The organism is Mesorhizobium amorphae CCNWGS0123, assembly GCF_001686985.1.
Taxonomy (GTDB): domain Bacteria; phylum Pseudomonadota; class Alphaproteobacteria; order Rhizobiales; family Rhizobiaceae; genus Mesorhizobium; species Mesorhizobium amorphae.
This window is the reverse complement of record NZ_CP015318.1, coordinates 5,914,498-5,928,389: the sequence shown is the minus strand read 5'-3', so window position 1 is coordinate 5,928,389 and position 13,892 is coordinate 5,914,498. Positions and strand designations below refer to the sequence as shown.

The window sequence follows — 13,892 nt, the reverse complement described above, 5'->3', positions numbered from 1 at the left end:
CCGTTCACACATTAAGGCTGGCGGTAACAGATCGTGTTTCGATCGGAGGCGGAATCATGATCTAAACCAGCAGTTTACCAAGAAACCCCGTGCATTATTTTTGACGGGATATCGCCACGGTGTTACCGCATTTCGGCTTCAATAAGCGATGATTAACCATTAGGATCGATATTCGGATGTGATCAACCACGCATCCGTTTGGGCAAATCCGGGGACAAACGGCAGCCTGCAAGGCCTTTTGATTTGAACAAAGTCGAACGACACAAAGACGGGCGGCACTATCACATGAGCGTCTGGCCGAGATGGCTGGCAGCGGTGATCCTTGCTGTTTCGTTCCTGTCCGCAGCCGCGACCGGCGCAAGCGCCGATACACGCTCGCTGAAGCTTTATCACCTCCATACGCACGAAAAGGCCGAGATCGTCTACAAGCGAAATGGCCGCTACGTTCCGGAGGGTTTGCGAAAGATCAACATCATCCTGCGCGACTGGCGCCGCAACGAGCCGACCAAGATGGACCCGCGCCTGCTTGATCTGGTGTGGGAAGCCTATCGGCAGAGTGGTGCCACCGACTATATCCAGGTGGTCTGCGGTTACCGCTCGCCATCGACGAACTCGATGCTGCGCAGCCGCAGCCGGGGCGTTGCCGAGAAAAGCCAGCACATGCTCGGCAAGGCTATGGACTTCTACATTCCAGGTGTGCCGCTGAAGAAGCTGCGCGACATCGGCTTGAGGATGCAAGGCGGCGGCGTCGGCTATTATCCGTCGTCCGGCTCGCCCTTCGTGCACATGGATATCGGCAATGTGCGTCACTGGCCGGGCATCAGCCGCCAGGAACTCGTCAGGGTATTCCCCAACGGCAAGACGCTGCATGTGCCGAGCGATGGCAAGCCGCTGCCTGGCTATCAGCAGGCCTTGGCCTCCTACAAGGCGCGCAAGGGCTCCGGCTCTCCCGCCATCGAACTGGCCAGCGCCGGCGGCGGTTACAAGAAATCCGGTGGCTTCCTTTCTGCTTTCTTTGGTGGCGGCGACGACGAGGCCGACGACAGTGCCGATGTGGCGAGCGCGGCGCCCTCGCCCAAGCCGAAGACCGCAAAGCCGGCGGCGAGCGCCAAGCCGAGCAACTTGCCTGGCATAGCCATCGTGTCGCCGAAGGATGCGCAGCGCGCCAACATCCCGCAGCTTGCCGACGAGAATGCAGTCGAACCGGAGCAGCAGCAGGATACGCCCGAGACGATCATCGCGGCGCTGCCGGCCAAGGAGATCCCGCTGCCTGACTTCGCCCCGCGTCCGAAGGCCGACGTTGGTGCGCAGACACCTGAAAACGTTCCGTTCGGCACGGCGGAAACCACCGCCAGCACCGAGCAGGCGGTTGCAACTGCGCATGCGCCGGTCAATGTTCCGTTCGGCATGACCGACCCGGCCAATGCAACCGATGCCAATGCGACTGCCGCCGACCCGGCACAGGTTGCGGTCAACAACATTCCGCTGCCGTCCTGGCGTCCGGACCTGCCGGCCGATCTCGCACCGCAGGACAAGAACGTTCTGCTGGCACTGGCCGATACGGCACAACACAACACGACCGCGACCGACGCATTCTCAGTTCTGCCATCCGCGCGTCCGGATGAGGTCAAGCCGGATCAGGTCGGGCCGGATCAGGTCGGGCAGGATGAGGTCAAGGCGGTTCTCGAACGGGTCAGCGCAACGAGCGATGCCGCTGCCGGCGGCGACTATCAGGTCGCCTCGCTCTCCGAGCCGCGTTCGGCGTTCAACGATCCGGCCGGTGTCGATGCGGCATCGCCGCGTGATGCCATTGTTGCCCGTCCCGCCGGCACCGATCCCGCACTGGCGATCGGCGCTGGCGTGAAGACGACGCGCAAGGAAGCCAGGGCCACCGCTCGCGACCTGAAGCCCGGCCCGAAGGCGGTGGTGGTTGCAGCCGCGCCGCAGGCGGCGCGCTGGGCGCTGAACAGCAACGAATACGTCGCCACCGTTTCCAGCTCGACGACAGCGCCGCGCTATGCCTACAACATCGTGCATACGCCGCCGAGCGAGGTCTATACGGCCGGCTTCCAGCCGGACAGCGAGACGGTGGATCCCAACCGCTTCACCGGCAACGCGGTCACGTTCCTTTCGGTCGCTCGCTTCCAGACCAAGTAGCGGATCGATCAAACCAACTAAAGCCGCGCCAGGCAACCGGCGCGGCCTTCGCTTTTTCGGGGTGCGACCTGTTGTTGCAAATAGGGAGAACGCCACGGCCTCACGCTGGCTTTCGCTGCATCGAGATGCTAACCAGCAGGCACCATTCATCCCGCTTCGTCTAATGGTAGGACAGCGCCCTTTGAAGGCGTGAATCGTGGTTCGAGCCCATGAGCGGGAACCAGCCGGCAACAGCAATCACCCAGGGCTGACTGAGGCCGAACCGGCAAGATCACGGCGGACAAAACTTCTCGTGATGGCGGAACGGCACACTCTTCTCCGGGTTAGAATGCGTGCGTTCCAACCTCGGGGATACTCATGAAGAACATTCTATTCGCATCAGTGCTGGCTCTGGCTGCCGTTTCCGCGGCTGTCGCACCCACGCAGGCCGAGACGGTGATCATCAAGACCGGCAAGCATCACTGCAGGACCAAACTGGTCACGCACTGGGTGCATCACCACAAGGTCGTTGAAAAGGTCAAAGTCTGCCACTGATCCCGTTCGCGGCGGGAAACCCTGACCCCGGTGGGCGCAAGCCGGCCGGGTTTTTCCATTCTTTCGGGAGAAGAGCGTTATCGGCCGAGCTTGCTCGCCGCACGCGCAAGGGCTTCGATCTCGTCCCACTTGCCGGCCTTGACCAAATCGTCCGGCGCCACCCAGGAGCCGCCGACGCAGATGACATTGGGCAAAGCGAGATAGTCGGCGGCGTTCTTGCCGGTGATGCCGCCGGTCGGGCAGAATTTCACGTCGGTGAGCGGCGAGGCGAAGGCTTTCAGCGAGGCGATGCCGCCGGACTGTTCGGCCGGGAAGAATTTCAGGAAGCGCAAGCCGGCTTCGCGCGCGGCCATGATCTCGCCGGGCGTGATGGCTCCGGGCAACAGCGGCACGGCACTGTCCTTTGCCGCCGCCAGAAGCTGGTTCGTGATGCCGGGGCTGACGATGAATTTCGAGCCGGCGGCCGCCGCCTCGTCGAATTGTTTTGCATCCAGGATGGTGCCGGCGCCGACGACGGCCCCCTCGACTTCGCCGGCCACGCGGCGGATCGCTTCCAGTGCGTCGGCGGTCCTGAGCGTGATCTCGATCGCCGGCAGGCCGCCTGCGGTGAGTGCACGTGCCAGCGGCACGGCGTCCTTGACGTCGGCGATCTTCAGCACCGGGATGACCGGCTGGCCATTGAGGAGCGACAGGAGCTTTTCGGTCTTGCTGGGCATTCGCTTGTCTCTCCGGTATCGATGATTTCAACCGATTAGCAGAAGGCAGATTCCGAGTCCACGAAACGAGGCGTGTCGCGATGTCACGCGCACCGGCCCGCTTGCAACGCTCAAGGCTGTCCTATTCGCTCTGCCTTGAATTGGCTTTCAGCAGAGTTTAGTGGCTTGGCGATGACAAGGTCCACCCACGATCAACCTGTTCGCGTCGCCGCGCTCTACCGTTTTGCCCGGCTCGACGGCTTCGAGGCGCTGCGTGCGCCGCTCGCCGCCTTCTGCTGCGGACGCGGCATCAAGGGCACGCTGCTGCTTGCGCATGAGGGCATCAACGGCACGGTTGCCGGCAGCGAGGCCGATATCGCCGCGCTGATCGATCATCTGCAATCGATCGAAGGCCTCGCCGGCCTTGAGGTCAAATACAGCAGCTCCGCCAGTATGCCTTTCCACCGCATGAAGGTGCGGCTGAAGCGTGAGATCGTCACCATGGGCGTTGAGGATATAGACCCGGCAGCGAGTGCCGGCACCTATGTCGCGCCGGCCGACTGGAACGCGCTGATCTCGAACGCCGACACCGTCGTCATCGATACGCGCAATGCCTACGAAGTGTCGATCGGCACCTTCAAGGGCGCCGTCGATCCGGCGACATCGAGCTTTCGCGAATTCCCGGCCTGGGTGGAAAAGCATCGGGAAGAGCTGGAAGGGCGCAAGGTCGCCATGTTCTGCACCGGCGGCATACGCTGCGAGAAGGCGACGGCCTATGTGAAGTCGCTCGGCTTCGAGGACGTGTTCCACCTCAAGGGCGGCATCCTCAAATATCTCGAAGAGGTGCCAGCCGAGGAGAGCCTGTGGCAAGGCGAATGCTTCGTCTTCGACGAGCGTGTCTCGGTATCGCATGGCCTCGCCGAGGGCGAGGCTGAGCTCTGCCGCGCCTGCCGGCATCCGCTTATCGCGGAGGACCTGCTGTCGCCGAACTATGTCGCGGGCATCTCATGCCCGCATTGCTTCGATGCGCGCTCGGATGAGGATCGCGCCCGCTACGCCGAGCGCCAGCGCCAGGTCGAACTGGCTGAGGCGCGTGGTGACGGTCCGCATATCGGCGGATAGCACCTGTGTAACAACTGTTGCCGGCTTGGGCTGTATCACCACGCGACGGAGTAGCGGTCGATAACCCAAAGCCAAGTGCCATCGTCCTGCCGGCGGGCGACCTCGGTGGTTATGCTCCCGTCAGGCAGCTTGGTTGAGGTGAGCGCCAGGTTGCCATTGATCAGGGCAGGGCGCTGCTCTCCGGTGGCGAATTTCCGGCCTGTCGCGGTGATCTCCACGAAGAGCGTTCGGATTGCCTCCCGGCCACGCGTCAACTGACCTTCGCCGCTGTCGACAACGGCGTTGGGTTCGAACAGCGCCACCATCCCGTCAATGTCGCCCACCCATTGGCGGGCGATCAAAAGGCGCTCCAGATCCTGCGGATCCTGCGCCGGCGCGTGGTCTGGTTCAACGGTCACGGCAAACTCCTCCCTCGTCGACAGGCCGGAACACTAGCCGAGGCCGGGGCCGGTTTCGACACGCCGGTTTCAATTTGCGCCGCTGCCGGCATTTCAACAAAGCGACCACTCGTCATTGTAATGTCAATGTGCGGGCCCTACCTCTTCGACGTTCGAAACCTGCCCGTTCGGCCGGGCAAATTCTGGAGGCACTGATGTTCGATCCCAAGAAGCTCCTCGACGATCTGCTGGGCTCGCAAATCCCCGGCACAAGCGGCACCGTCCGCGACAAGGCGGGGCAGGCCGTGCAGATGGCCAAGGACAATCCGCTGGCAGCCGGCGCGCTGGCCGCGGTGCTGCTTGGAACCGGTGCCGGCCGGCAGGTCACCGGAACGGCCGTGAAGCTCGGCGGACTGGCCGCCATTGGCGGCCTCGCCTACAAGGCTTACCAGAACTACAAGGCCGGTAACGCGCCGGCGCAAACGCCCGCCGCCGGCGAGCCGGAATTGCTGCCGCCGCCCGCCGACACCGCTTTCCATCCGTCACAGGCGCCGCAAGGCGAGGACGAATTCACGCTGACGCTGGTGCGCGCGATGATCTCGGCGGCGAAAGCCGACGGCCATGTCGACGACGAAGAACGCCAGAAGATCGCCGGCAAGCTCAGCCTCGCCGGCATCGGCACGGAAGCGGAGCAATTCCTGATGGCGGAACTCGAAAGCCCGCTCGACCTCGATACGCTGGTCGCCGGCGCCAAGACCGATGCGCAGAAGCTCGAACTCTACACGGCCTCGCGCCTCACCATCGATCCCGACACGCGCGCCGAACGCGGTTATCTCGACCTGCTCGCCGGACGTCTCGGCCTGCCGGACGCGCTGGTCGATCATGTCGAGGCGACGGTGTCGGCGGCGAAGGTGCCGGCTGGTACTTCGCCCAATCCGCGCTGGTAGGTTCGGGCGAGCACTGCTGGCCGCCGAGGTGGGCACCATTGCGTTAGTGCCTCGTTAACCGAGCAAGCGCATCATTCTAGCAGTCGGACCGGCTTCTCCTCCTCCCAAGCCCGGTTCAGATCAGGGGCGGTCGCCAATGACCGCCCTTTTTGTTGAACCGATCACGAATGGTTCGGCTTGCCATGGGAGCCGTCATTTGCGATGGCACATGTTCTTCCAGCCATGATCAGGGAGGACGGCGATGACAGCCATCACAGAGAAAACCGCCATCGTCACCGGAGCCGGCACGGGCATCGGCAAGAGTGTTGCCACGGCACTGCTCAAGGCGGGCTGGAACACGGTGTTCTGCGGCCGCCGCAAGGCGGTGTTGGAGGAGGCGATCGCTGAGGCCGGGAAGACGGACGTCAAGGCGCTGGCGGTTGCCTGCGACATCAGCAAGGCCGACCAGGTCGATGATCTCTTCGAGACGGTGCTGGAGGCCTTCGGCCGTGTCGACCTGCTCTTCAACAATGCCGGCATGGGCTACAAGTCGACGTTGATCGACGAGATCCCGGTCGAGGTGTGGACCGATATCGTCGGCGTCAATCTCACCGGCTCGTTCCTGTGCGCGCGCGCTGCCTTCGGCGCCATGCGCCGGCAGCAGCCGATGGGTGGCCGCATCATCAACAACGGCTCGGTGTCGGCCTATGCGCCGCGGCCTGGCTCGGTGCCTTATACCGCGACCAAGCATGCCATCACCGGGCTGACCAAGACGCTGGCGCTGGACGGAAGGCCCTATGACATCGCCTGCGGCCAGATTGACATCGGCAACGCGCTGACCGACATGGCGCAAGCGATGACGGTCGGCGTGCCGCAGGCCAACGGCTCGATCGCCGCCGAAGCGGTGATGGATGTCGAGCGGGTCGCCGATGCCGTGGTCCACATGGCGAGCCTGCCGCTCGACGCCAACGTGCTGTTCATGACCGTTATGGCGACCAAGATGCCGTTCGTCGGGCGCGGGTGAGCGGCTGAAGTCCTACTTCACCAGGAACGCCTCGATCCGCTCCAGCGCGCGCAAGATGTTCTCCTCGGAGTTGGCGTAGGAGAGCCTGATGTAACCTTCGCCGAGAATGCCGAAATCGGGACCGCCGATCAGCGCCACGCCGGCATCCTCAAGCAGCGCCGAAGCGAGTTTCTTGGCCTTCCAGCCGGTCTTGGAAACGTTGGGGAAGGCGTAGAATGCACCCTTCGGCGTGATGCAGGAAACACCGGGCAAGGCATTCAGCCCTTCGACCACGACCTTCCTGCGATTGTCGAAGGCGCGCATCATCCTGTCGACATCGTCCTGCGGCCCGTCGATGGCGGCGATGCCGGCGAACTGGCTCGGCGCGTTGACGCAGGACCAGCAGTTGACCGCCAGCTTGCGCACCTTGTCATAGAGATGGGCGCCCTTGTCGCCGTTCGGCCAGATCGACCAGCCCATGCGCCAGCCGGTCATCGCCCAGGTCTTCGACCAGCCGTTCAGCACGATCAGCCGGTCACGGATTTCGGGGAAGGTGAGCAGCGAGCAATGCGTCTCGCCGTCATAGGTCATCACGTCGTAGATCTCGTCGGACAGGATGGCGACATGCGGGTGGGCTTCCAGTCCTTTCACGAGTTTCTCGATCTCGGCCCGCGGCGTCACACCGCCGGTCGGGTTGGCCGGCGAGTTGAGGATCAGGAGCCTGGTCTTGGGTGTGATCAGCGCCAGCGTCTCCTCGGCCGAGAAGGCAAAGCCGTTCTCTTCGCGGATCGGCACCGGAATGGGGGCCGCTCCGGTGAATTCGATCATCGAGCGGTAGATCGGAAAGCCGGGATCGGGATAGAGGATTTCCGTCCCCGGTTCGCCGAACATCAGGATCGCCGCGAACATGGTCGGCTTGCCGCCGGGCAGGATCATCACGCTCTCCGGAGAGACCTCTATGCCGGTGGTGGTCAGCGTGCGGCGCACCACCGCCTCGCGCGTCGCCAAGAGGCCGTTGGCCGGCGTGTAGCCATGGTGGCCGTCGCGCAGCGCCTTGATCGCCGCCTCGACGATGTGCTGCGGCGTCTTGAAGTCGGGCTGGCCGATGCCGAGATTGACGATGTCGCGGCCCTGGTGCGCCAAAGCTGTCGCCCGCGCGAGCACCGCGAATGCATTTTCCTCGCCGAGACGGTCGAAGGCCGAAATCGTGTGGAGCATTTTTCCCGTCCCTGTGGTTCTTTCACTCAGCGTGCGTTTTTGTGAGCGTCCGGTCACAAAAGTCAAACGGATTGGAGCCTGCGTGTCGGATAATCTCAAGAATTGGCAGCCGCGTCCGCGGCCCGAACGCAAGGTGCTTGAAGGCCGCACCGTCAGGCTCGAGCCGCTGAGCGCCGCAAAGCATGGCGACGGCCTCTACGAAGCGTCGTCTGTGCCTGACGTCGGCGGCCGCTTCGCCTGGCTGCCCGATTATCCGCCGGAAACCCGCGCCGCCTTCCAGCCATGGCTGGACAAGGTTGAAGCGAGTGAAGACCCCTTGTTCTTCACCGTCATCGACAAGGCCAGCGGCAAGGTCGCCGGACGCCAGACGCTGATGCGCATCGACCCGGCCTATGGCGTCATCGAGATCGGCAACATCTATTGGGGGCCAATCATCTCGCGCAAGCCGGCGGCGACCGAGGCGCAGTTCCTGTTCATGAAGTACATCTTCGACGAGCTCGGCTATCGCCGTTACGAATGGAAATGCAACAACCGCAACGAACCGTCGAAGCGCGCGGCCGAGCGTTTCGGCTTCAAGTTCGAGGGCATTTTCCGCCAGCATCTTGTCGTCAAGGGTGAAAACCGCGATACCGCGTGGTACTCGATCATCGACAAGGAATGGCCTGATCTGCGCAGAGCCTATGAGGCATGGTTGGATCCGGCAAATTTCGATGGTGACGGCCAGCAGAAGCGGAGGCTCGAGGACTTTCGCGCAGAGTTCGGCGCGTAGCAGGAGTTTCATGTATGGCCCATAGCCACGATCATGGTGCGCAGGGGCACGGCCACGGCGCTGGCCATGTGCACGGCTCGACCGACAAGAAGCGGGTGCTGATCGCCGCTTGCCTGACGGCTGGCTTCATGGTCGCGGAGGCGCTTGGCGGCCTGCTGACGGGCTCGCTGGCGCTGCTCGCCGATGCCGGCCATATGCTCGCCGATTCGATCGCGCTCGGCCTTGCCTGGTATGCCTTCCATCTCGCCGGGCGGCCGGCGACAGTCCGGCTCACCTATGGTTTCGGCCGCGTCAAGACTTTGGTCGCCTATACCAACGGCATCGCCATCTTCGCCATCGCCCTGTGGATCGTCTACGAGGCCTGGGGACGCCTGCTGACGCCGGCGCCGGTGCTTGGCGGACCGATGCTGGTGGTGGCGATCGTGGGCCTGCTGGTGAACATCGGCTCGTTCTTCGTGCTGCATGGCGGCGATCGTGACAGCCTCAACATGCGCGGCGCCATTCTGCATGTGCTGGGCGACCTGCTCGGCTCTGCGGCGGCCATCGTTGCGGCTCTGGTCATCCTTGCGACGGGCTGGACGCCCATCGATCCGATCCTGTCGGTGCTGGTCTCGCTGCTGATCCTGTCGACGGCGTGGTCGCTGATGCGCGAGGCCGCCCATGTCCTGCTCGAAGGCGTGCCGGCGAGCCTTGATCGCGATGTCATCGCCAAGGATATCGAGGGGACGGTGAAGGGCGTACGCGAAGTGCATCACATGCATGTGTGGTCGCTCGATGGCTCGGCCAACATGGCGACGCTGCACGCCTGCCTCAATGACGGGGTCGATGCCCATACCGCCGTCAGCGCCATCAAGAAACGGCTTGCGGCCGAGCACGGCATCAGCCATGCCACTGTCGAACCGGAATTCGGGCATTGCGCCGATGACGAGGATGACCACGACCATGATCATGCACATGGTACAGCGCCGCATCACGGTCACTATCACTGACGCAGGGAATCCCATGACATTGGCAACGAGCCTGATTTTCCGCCGCATCGGGCACGCGTGATGGATCGTGACACGCGCAATGCGCTGATCGCGGCGACGTGGATCATGCTGCTGTTCGGCCTCGCTGCCTATTGGCTGCCAACGGTGATGCTGGCGGTCGGCAGCGTCTCGACCGTTCTTGCAGTCGTTGTCGCGGCTGTCTTCCTGCTGGCGTTGTTCATCGTGTTCTGGCTGCGCGGCCGCAGCCAACGCAAAAAGGGTCTTTGAAAATGCGCATTCTGATAACCGGCGCGGCAGGCATGGTCGGCCGCAAACTCGTTGCCCGGCTGGCAAAGGACCGGACGCTGCGCGGGCAAAGGATCACCGCGCTCGACCTGCACGACATCGTGCCGCCGCAGGCGCCCGCCATCGAAGGCGTCGATGTTTCCATCCACACCGGCGACCTCGCAGCTCCCGGCGCGACGGCAAGCCTGGTCGCTTCGCGTCCCGACGTGGTCTTTCATCTCGCGGGTGTGGTGTCGGGCGAGGCGGAGGCCAATTTCGATCTCGGCTACCGCGTCAATCTCGACGGCACGCGGGCGCTGTTCGATGCCGTCCGGCTGGCGGCGTTCGCGCCGCGCCTTGTCTTCACCTCGTCGATCGCCGTATTCGGCGCGCCGTTTCCCGAAATCATTCCGGACGAATTCCATCCGACGCCGCTGACCTCCTACGGCACGCAGAAGCTGATGGGCGAGGCGCTGCTTGCCGACTATTCCAGGCGCGGCTTCTTCGACGGCATCGGCGTCAGGCTGCCGACCATTTGCGTGCGGCCCGGAAAGCCGAACAAGGCTGCTTCGGGATTCTTCTCCGGCATCATCCGCGAGCCGCTGAAGGGTCAGGAGGCGATCCTGCCGGTGCCGCGCTCGGTCGTGCACACCCATGCCAGCCCGCGCTCGGCGGTGAACTTCCTGATCCATGCCGCCGGAATCGACGGCAACGCCGTCGGGCCGCGCCGCAACCTGACCATGCCCGGCGTCGCTGTCACGGTCGGCGAGCAGATCGAGGCGCTCGAACGCGTCGCCGGGGCCGGCGCGGTGAAGCTGATCCGCGAGCAACCCGACGAAACGATCTGGGCGATCGTCAAGGGCTGGCCGACGCGGTTCGAGGCGCGGCGTTCGAGGGAGCTTGGCTTTACAGCCGAAAAGAGTTTCGACGAGATCATCCACGCTCATATCGAGGATGAGCTCGACGGCAAGGTCGCGAACTAAGCCTGATGGCGCCCGGGCGTCATACGCCGCCGGTCAGGCTTGCCGACAGCAGCAGCAATCCGAACAGGAAGACGAAGGCCGCGCCGCCGATCTCGACGATCGAGTGGATGCGGTTGCCCATACGGCCGTCACCGGCGAAATAGACGGCCCAGTTCTTGGCGGTGACGGCAAGCGTCGCCAGCGCTGAGACCGTGATCGCCGTGCCGAGCGACATCGCCAGGACCGATAGCAGGCCGCCGAGCCAAAGCCCGTTAAGCAGCGCGAAGCTCAGCACGATCAGCGCGCCGGAGCAGGGGCGGATGCCGACGGCGGCCACCGCCGACCATGCCGTGCGCCAGTCGAAACGATCGCCCGACAGCAGAGACGGATCGGGCGCATGCGAATGGCCGCAGGTCTCGCAGACCTCGCCCGCCGCGCGGTCGTGATGGGCATGCGCGCCATGATCGTGGTGATCGTGGGCATGCGCCCCGTGGTCGTGATCATGCGAATGGTCATGGTTGGAATGATCGTGGTCGTGACGCGCGTGGGAATGGGCCGAAGGCGCATGCGCGGCATGGGAATGGCCCGCATGCGAATGTCCGCCATGCGAATGGGCGTGAGCGGCCGAGAGACTGTAGGCCGGGCCGGCGCCGAACAGGCGCAGGACGGTCGGGCCGAGCTTGCGCCACAGCAGCCAGGCGCCGAACAGGGTGACGAAGACAAAGCTCATGATCTCCATGAGCCATGCAGCGTCGGTCATCGAGACACTGGTGCCGCGCAGCACGAAATAGGCGAGCAACATGACGGCGATCGCCGTCAACCCCTGCAGCAGGGCCGAGACGAAGGACAGCAGGATGCCGCGCTTCAGCGCCACTTCGTTGGCCACCATGTAGGATGAGATCACCGCCTTGCCGTGACCGGGACCGGCGGCGTGGAAAATGCCATAGGCGAAGGAGAGCGCAATCAGCAGCCACATCTTGCTGCCGTCCTGGCGCATCGCTTTCATCGCCGCCGCCAGCGCGCGGTAGAATTCCTGCTGTCTGAGGTTGATCCACATCAGGATGTGGGCGAACGGGCCGCTGGCGGTGGGGGCCATGCCGTCATTGGTGCCGATGCCGAGCGAGCTCTGGGCATGGGCGGAGCCGAGGAAGTGCGTCATCAGCAGAGCGGCGGCCACGAGGCCGAGCGCCATGCGCAGGGACGGTTTCATCACCGGATCTATCCTTCTGGCGGGCAGTTCAGTTCAAGCTTGGTGGCGAAGATCTTGCTCATGTCGGTGCCTGTCGGATCGTTGAAGAAGGCTTCCGTCAAGGTCTTCTGGTTCTCTGCGATGGCCTCGTCCGGATCCGGACGGACGACCTTCTTGGTGCATGTCGAAGGCAGGCCTTCGACCGTGATGTTGGAATCCTCAGTGAAGTCGATCGCCGTATAGAAGGTCGGGTCGTAGACGCCGATGTCGATCTTGCCGGACAGCTTGATCGGCTGCTTCGGCTCGGACTCGAACAGGATGATCAACTGGTCGTTCTCGAAATTGGCCATCAGGTGCGGCGGCGGCGTCATCGCCACGTCCTTGCCGTCGACGGTGACGAGCTGGAAGTAGTTGAATTCGGCGAGCGAAGCGTGGACGGTGTCGGCGACATCCTTCAGCTCCTTGTCGTCAAGCTTCAGGTCGGAGTTCTTATCGAACTCCATCATCACCGTACTCGAAAACAGGTCGTCGAAGCGCCAGAGATGGCGCAGCGCTTTCACACTTTGGTGATCCGGGCTGAGGATGACGTCGAGGCGGGCTTCGGCGAAGACGTGGGGGTGCGCAGCGGCCGCCCCGACCGCGGCAAATGTCACCGCCATGGCCGAAGCCATTATAATTGCCTGCCGTTTCAGCTGCATTCTCGGTCGCGATTCCATCGACTTCGGAGGTGGACCCGAGAGTTATCACAAAGGGGGCGAAATTGGGACCGCCGGGCACCAGGCCAGTCAAGCGGCGTCGCGCACCCTGAACCATTGCACCAGGAAATCGACGAAAACGCGGACCTTGGCGGGCAAATAGCGCCGATGCGGATAGACGGCGAAGATGCCGGCGCCAGACAGGATACGGTCGTCCAGCGCGGTCACCAATCGGCCGCTCTCGAGATCGGGCGCGGCGATGAAATCCGGCAGTATGGTGAAGCCCAGGCCCGACACGGCGGCAGCCCGTGCCGCCATCGGGCTGTTGACCTCGACCGGACCGGAGACCGAAACGCTCACCGTGTCGCTGCCGTCGCCCTTGAACTGCCAATTGTTCAGCCCGCGACCGTTGGTGTCGACGATGCAGGGAATTCGGGCAAGGTCTTGTGGCCGCGCCGGCATGCCGTGGCTGGCGATGAGCTCCGGAGAGGCGCACAGCCGCACCGAAAACGGCGCCAGACGTCTGGCGATGAGCGAGGAATTCTCCAGCCTCGAAATGCGCACCGCGAGATCGAAGCCCTCCTCGACCAGGTCGACGAAGCGGTCGTCGAGCTGGATATCGAGCACGATGTCGGGGTGCTGCTTGGCGAAGTCGATCAGCGACTGGCCGATCGGCGCGTCGGCGAAGGTGCGCGGCGCCGAAAGCTTGATGCGGCCGCGCACATCACCGGAGGATTCGCGCACCGCATCTGCCAGGCTGTCGACCTCGCGCACGATCTCCGAGGCGCGCCGGTAATAGGTATGGCCGGCCTCGGTCATCGAGAATTGCCGCGTGGTGCGGTTCAGCAGCAGCGCGCCGAGCTCGTCCTCCAGCTCGCGCACATATTTCGACAGCAGCGCCTTGGAGCGGCCGATCTTGCGCGCGGCCGCCGAAAAGCCTTCGGCCTCGACCACGTCGATGAAGGCGCGCATGCGGGTCAGCGTGTCCATGG

General features: G+C 63.9%; 15 protein-coding genes and 1 tRNA gene. 10 read left to right on the top strand and 6 right to left on the bottom strand.

Features of this window, described 5'->3' with window-relative positions:
• Positions 1 to 285: 285 nt before the first annotated feature.
• The 3 genes from mepK to A6B35_RS36300 all read left to right on the top strand — a co-directional run bounded on the left by mepK (position 286) and on the right by A6B35_RS36300 (position 2,691).
• Entirely contained in the window at positions 286 to 2,157 is a 1,872-nt protein-coding gene (mepK, locus tag A6B35_RS27895) for a peptidoglycan L,D-endopeptidase MepK (RefSeq protein WP_006199441.1), read from the top strand.
• Between the two features lie 149 nt (positions 2,158 to 2,306).
• Positions 2,307 to 2,380: transfer RNA gene (locus A6B35_RS27890), tRNA-Gln, on the top strand.
• Positions 2,381 to 2,514: 134 nt separating this feature from the next.
• A complete protein-coding gene (locus A6B35_RS36300) occupies positions 2,515 to 2,691 on the top strand; it encodes a hypothetical protein (RefSeq protein WP_006199440.1) in 177 nt (58 codons plus the stop codon).
• Positions 2,692 to 2,768: 77 nt separating this feature from the next.
• Here the strand turns inward: A6B35_RS36300 and A6B35_RS27885 are convergent, their stop codons facing one another.
• On the bottom strand, positions 2,769 to 3,407 hold the full coding sequence (locus A6B35_RS27885; protein WP_006199439.1) for a 2-dehydro-3-deoxy-phosphogluconate aldolase: 639 nt from the start codon (positions 3,405 to 3,407) through the stop codon (positions 2,769 to 2,771).
• A gap of 171 nt (positions 3,408 to 3,578) precedes the next feature.
• On the opposite strand from A6B35_RS27885, the gene trhO reads away from it, so the two are divergent.
• The gene (gene trhO, locus A6B35_RS27880) at positions 3,579 to 4,508 is read left to right on the top strand and encodes an oxygen-dependent tRNA uridine(34) hydroxylase TrhO (RefSeq protein WP_006199438.1); all 930 of its coding nucleotides are present in this window, start codon (positions 3,579 to 3,581) and stop codon (positions 4,506 to 4,508) included.
• Between the two features lie 35 nt (positions 4,509 to 4,543).
• Here trhO and A6B35_RS27875 read toward each other — a convergent pair whose 3' ends face one another.
• Positions 4,544 to 4,906, bottom strand: coding sequence for a YybH family protein (locus A6B35_RS27875; protein ID WP_006199437.1), 363 nt, complete (start codon positions 4,904 to 4,906; stop codon positions 4,544 to 4,546).
• A gap of 194 nt (positions 4,907 to 5,100) precedes the next feature.
• Here A6B35_RS27875 and A6B35_RS27870 point away from each other — a divergent pair, with 194 nt between their 5' ends.
• Positions 5,101 to 5,832: a tellurite resistance TerB family protein gene (locus A6B35_RS27870; protein ID WP_006199436.1), complete on the top strand. Its 732-nt coding sequence runs from the start codon at positions 5,101 to 5,103 to the stop codon at positions 5,830 to 5,832.
• 241 nt (positions 5,833 to 6,073) lie between these two features.
• The gene (locus A6B35_RS27865) at positions 6,074 to 6,835 is read left to right on the top strand and encodes an SDR family oxidoreductase (protein ID WP_006199435.1); all 762 of its coding nucleotides are present in this window, start codon (positions 6,074 to 6,076) and stop codon (positions 6,833 to 6,835) included.
• Between the two features lie 12 nt (positions 6,836 to 6,847).
• Here A6B35_RS27865 and A6B35_RS27860 read toward each other — a convergent pair whose 3' ends face one another.
• Positions 6,848 to 8,032, bottom strand: a complete 1,185-nt coding sequence (locus A6B35_RS27860) for a pyridoxal phosphate-dependent aminotransferase (protein WP_006199434.1) — start codon at positions 8,030 to 8,032, stop codon at positions 6,848 to 6,850.
• An 82-nt stretch (positions 8,033 to 8,114) separates the two neighbouring features.
• Between A6B35_RS27860 and A6B35_RS27855 the strand changes: the two genes are divergently transcribed.
• Genes A6B35_RS27855 through denD form a run of 4 tightly spaced genes read left to right on the top strand, consistent with a single transcriptional unit; the run spans position 8,115 to position 11,037 of the window.
• Positions 8,115 to 8,801, top strand: coding sequence for a GNAT family N-acetyltransferase (locus tag A6B35_RS27855; protein WP_006199433.1), 687 nt, complete (start codon positions 8,115 to 8,117; stop codon positions 8,799 to 8,801).
• A gap of 14 nt (positions 8,802 to 8,815) precedes the next feature.
• Positions 8,816 to 9,790: a cation diffusion facilitator family transporter gene (locus A6B35_RS27850; protein ID WP_006199431.1), complete on the top strand. Its 975-nt coding sequence runs from the start codon at positions 8,816 to 8,818 to the stop codon at positions 9,788 to 9,790.
• A gap of 60 nt (positions 9,791 to 9,850) precedes the next feature.
• Positions 9,851 to 10,057, top strand: coding sequence for a hypothetical protein (locus A6B35_RS27845; RefSeq protein ID WP_006199430.1), 207 nt, complete (start codon positions 9,851 to 9,853; stop codon positions 10,055 to 10,057).
• A 2-nt stretch (positions 10,058 to 10,059) separates the two neighbouring features.
• Positions 10,060 to 11,037 (top strand): D-erythronate dehydrogenase, encoded by a 978-nt coding sequence (gene denD, locus A6B35_RS27840; protein WP_006199429.1) that lies wholly within the window; start codon positions 10,060 to 10,062, stop codon positions 11,035 to 11,037.
• Between the two features lie 19 nt (positions 11,038 to 11,056).
• Here denD and A6B35_RS27835 read toward each other — a convergent pair whose 3' ends face one another.
• The 3 genes from A6B35_RS27835 to A6B35_RS27825 all read right to left on the bottom strand — a co-directional run bounded on the left by A6B35_RS27835 (position 11,057) and on the right by A6B35_RS27825 (position 13,890).
• The gene (locus A6B35_RS27835) at positions 11,057 to 12,226 is read right to left on the bottom strand and encodes a nickel/cobalt transporter (RefSeq protein ID WP_006199428.1); all 1,170 of its coding nucleotides are present in this window, start codon (positions 12,224 to 12,226) and stop codon (positions 11,057 to 11,059) included.
• Positions 12,227 to 12,234: 8 nt separating this feature from the next.
• On the bottom strand, positions 12,235 to 12,903 hold the full coding sequence (locus A6B35_RS27830) for a DUF1007 family protein (RefSeq protein ID WP_040581743.1): 669 nt from the start codon (positions 12,901 to 12,903) through the stop codon (positions 12,235 to 12,237).
• Positions 12,904 to 12,990: 87 nt separating this feature from the next.
• Complete coding sequence (locus tag A6B35_RS27825; RefSeq protein WP_006199426.1) at positions 12,991 to 13,890, bottom strand: LysR family transcriptional regulator; 900 nt, start codon at positions 13,888 to 13,890, stop codon at positions 12,991 to 12,993.
• Positions 13,891 to 13,892 lie beyond the last annotated feature (2 nt).

Excerpts from the sequence above, each read along its gene's own strand:
- denD (WP_006199429.1), top strand. The coding sequence starts at position 10,060 with ATGCGCATTCTGATAACCGGCGCGGCAGGCATGGTCGGCCGCAAACTC.
- A6B35_RS27870 (WP_006199436.1), top strand. The coding sequence starts at position 5,101 with ATGTTCGATCCCAAGAAGCTCCTCGACGATCTGCTGGGCTCGCAAATC.
- A6B35_RS27885 (WP_006199439.1), bottom strand. The coding sequence starts at position 3,407 with ATGCCCAGCAAGACCGAAAAGCTCCTGTCGCTCCTCAATGGCCAGCCG.
- A6B35_RS27825 (WP_006199426.1), bottom strand. The coding sequence starts at position 13,890 with ATGGACACGCTGACCCGCATGCGCGCCTTCATCGACGTGGTCGAGGCC.
- trhO (WP_006199438.1), top strand. The coding sequence starts at position 3,579 with ATGACAAGGTCCACCCACGATCAACCTGTTCGCGTCGCCGCGCTCTAC.
- A6B35_RS27860 (WP_006199434.1), bottom strand. The coding sequence starts at position 8,032 with ATGCTCCACACGATTTCGGCCTTCGACCGTCTCGGCGAGGAAAATGCA.
- A6B35_RS27835 (WP_006199428.1), bottom strand. The coding sequence starts at position 12,226 with ATGAAACCGTCCCTGCGCATGGCGCTCGGCCTCGTGGCCGCCGCTCTG.
- A6B35_RS27850 (WP_006199431.1), top strand. The coding sequence starts at position 8,816 with ATGGCCCATAGCCACGATCATGGTGCGCAGGGGCACGGCCACGGCGCT.
- A6B35_RS36300 (WP_006199440.1), top strand. The coding sequence starts at position 2,515 with ATGAAGAACATTCTATTCGCATCAGTGCTGGCTCTGGCTGCCGTTTCC.
- A6B35_RS27865 (WP_006199435.1), top strand. The coding sequence starts at position 6,074 with ATGACAGCCATCACAGAGAAAACCGCCATCGTCACCGGAGCCGGCACG.
- A6B35_RS27830 (WP_040581743.1), bottom strand. The coding sequence starts at position 12,903 with ATGCAGCTGAAACGGCAGGCAATTATAATGGCTTCGGCCATGGCGGTG.
- A6B35_RS27845 (WP_006199430.1), top strand. The coding sequence starts at position 9,851 with ATGGATCGTGACACGCGCAATGCGCTGATCGCGGCGACGTGGATCATG.
- mepK (WP_006199441.1), top strand. The coding sequence starts at position 286 with ATGAGCGTCTGGCCGAGATGGCTGGCAGCGGTGATCCTTGCTGTTTCG.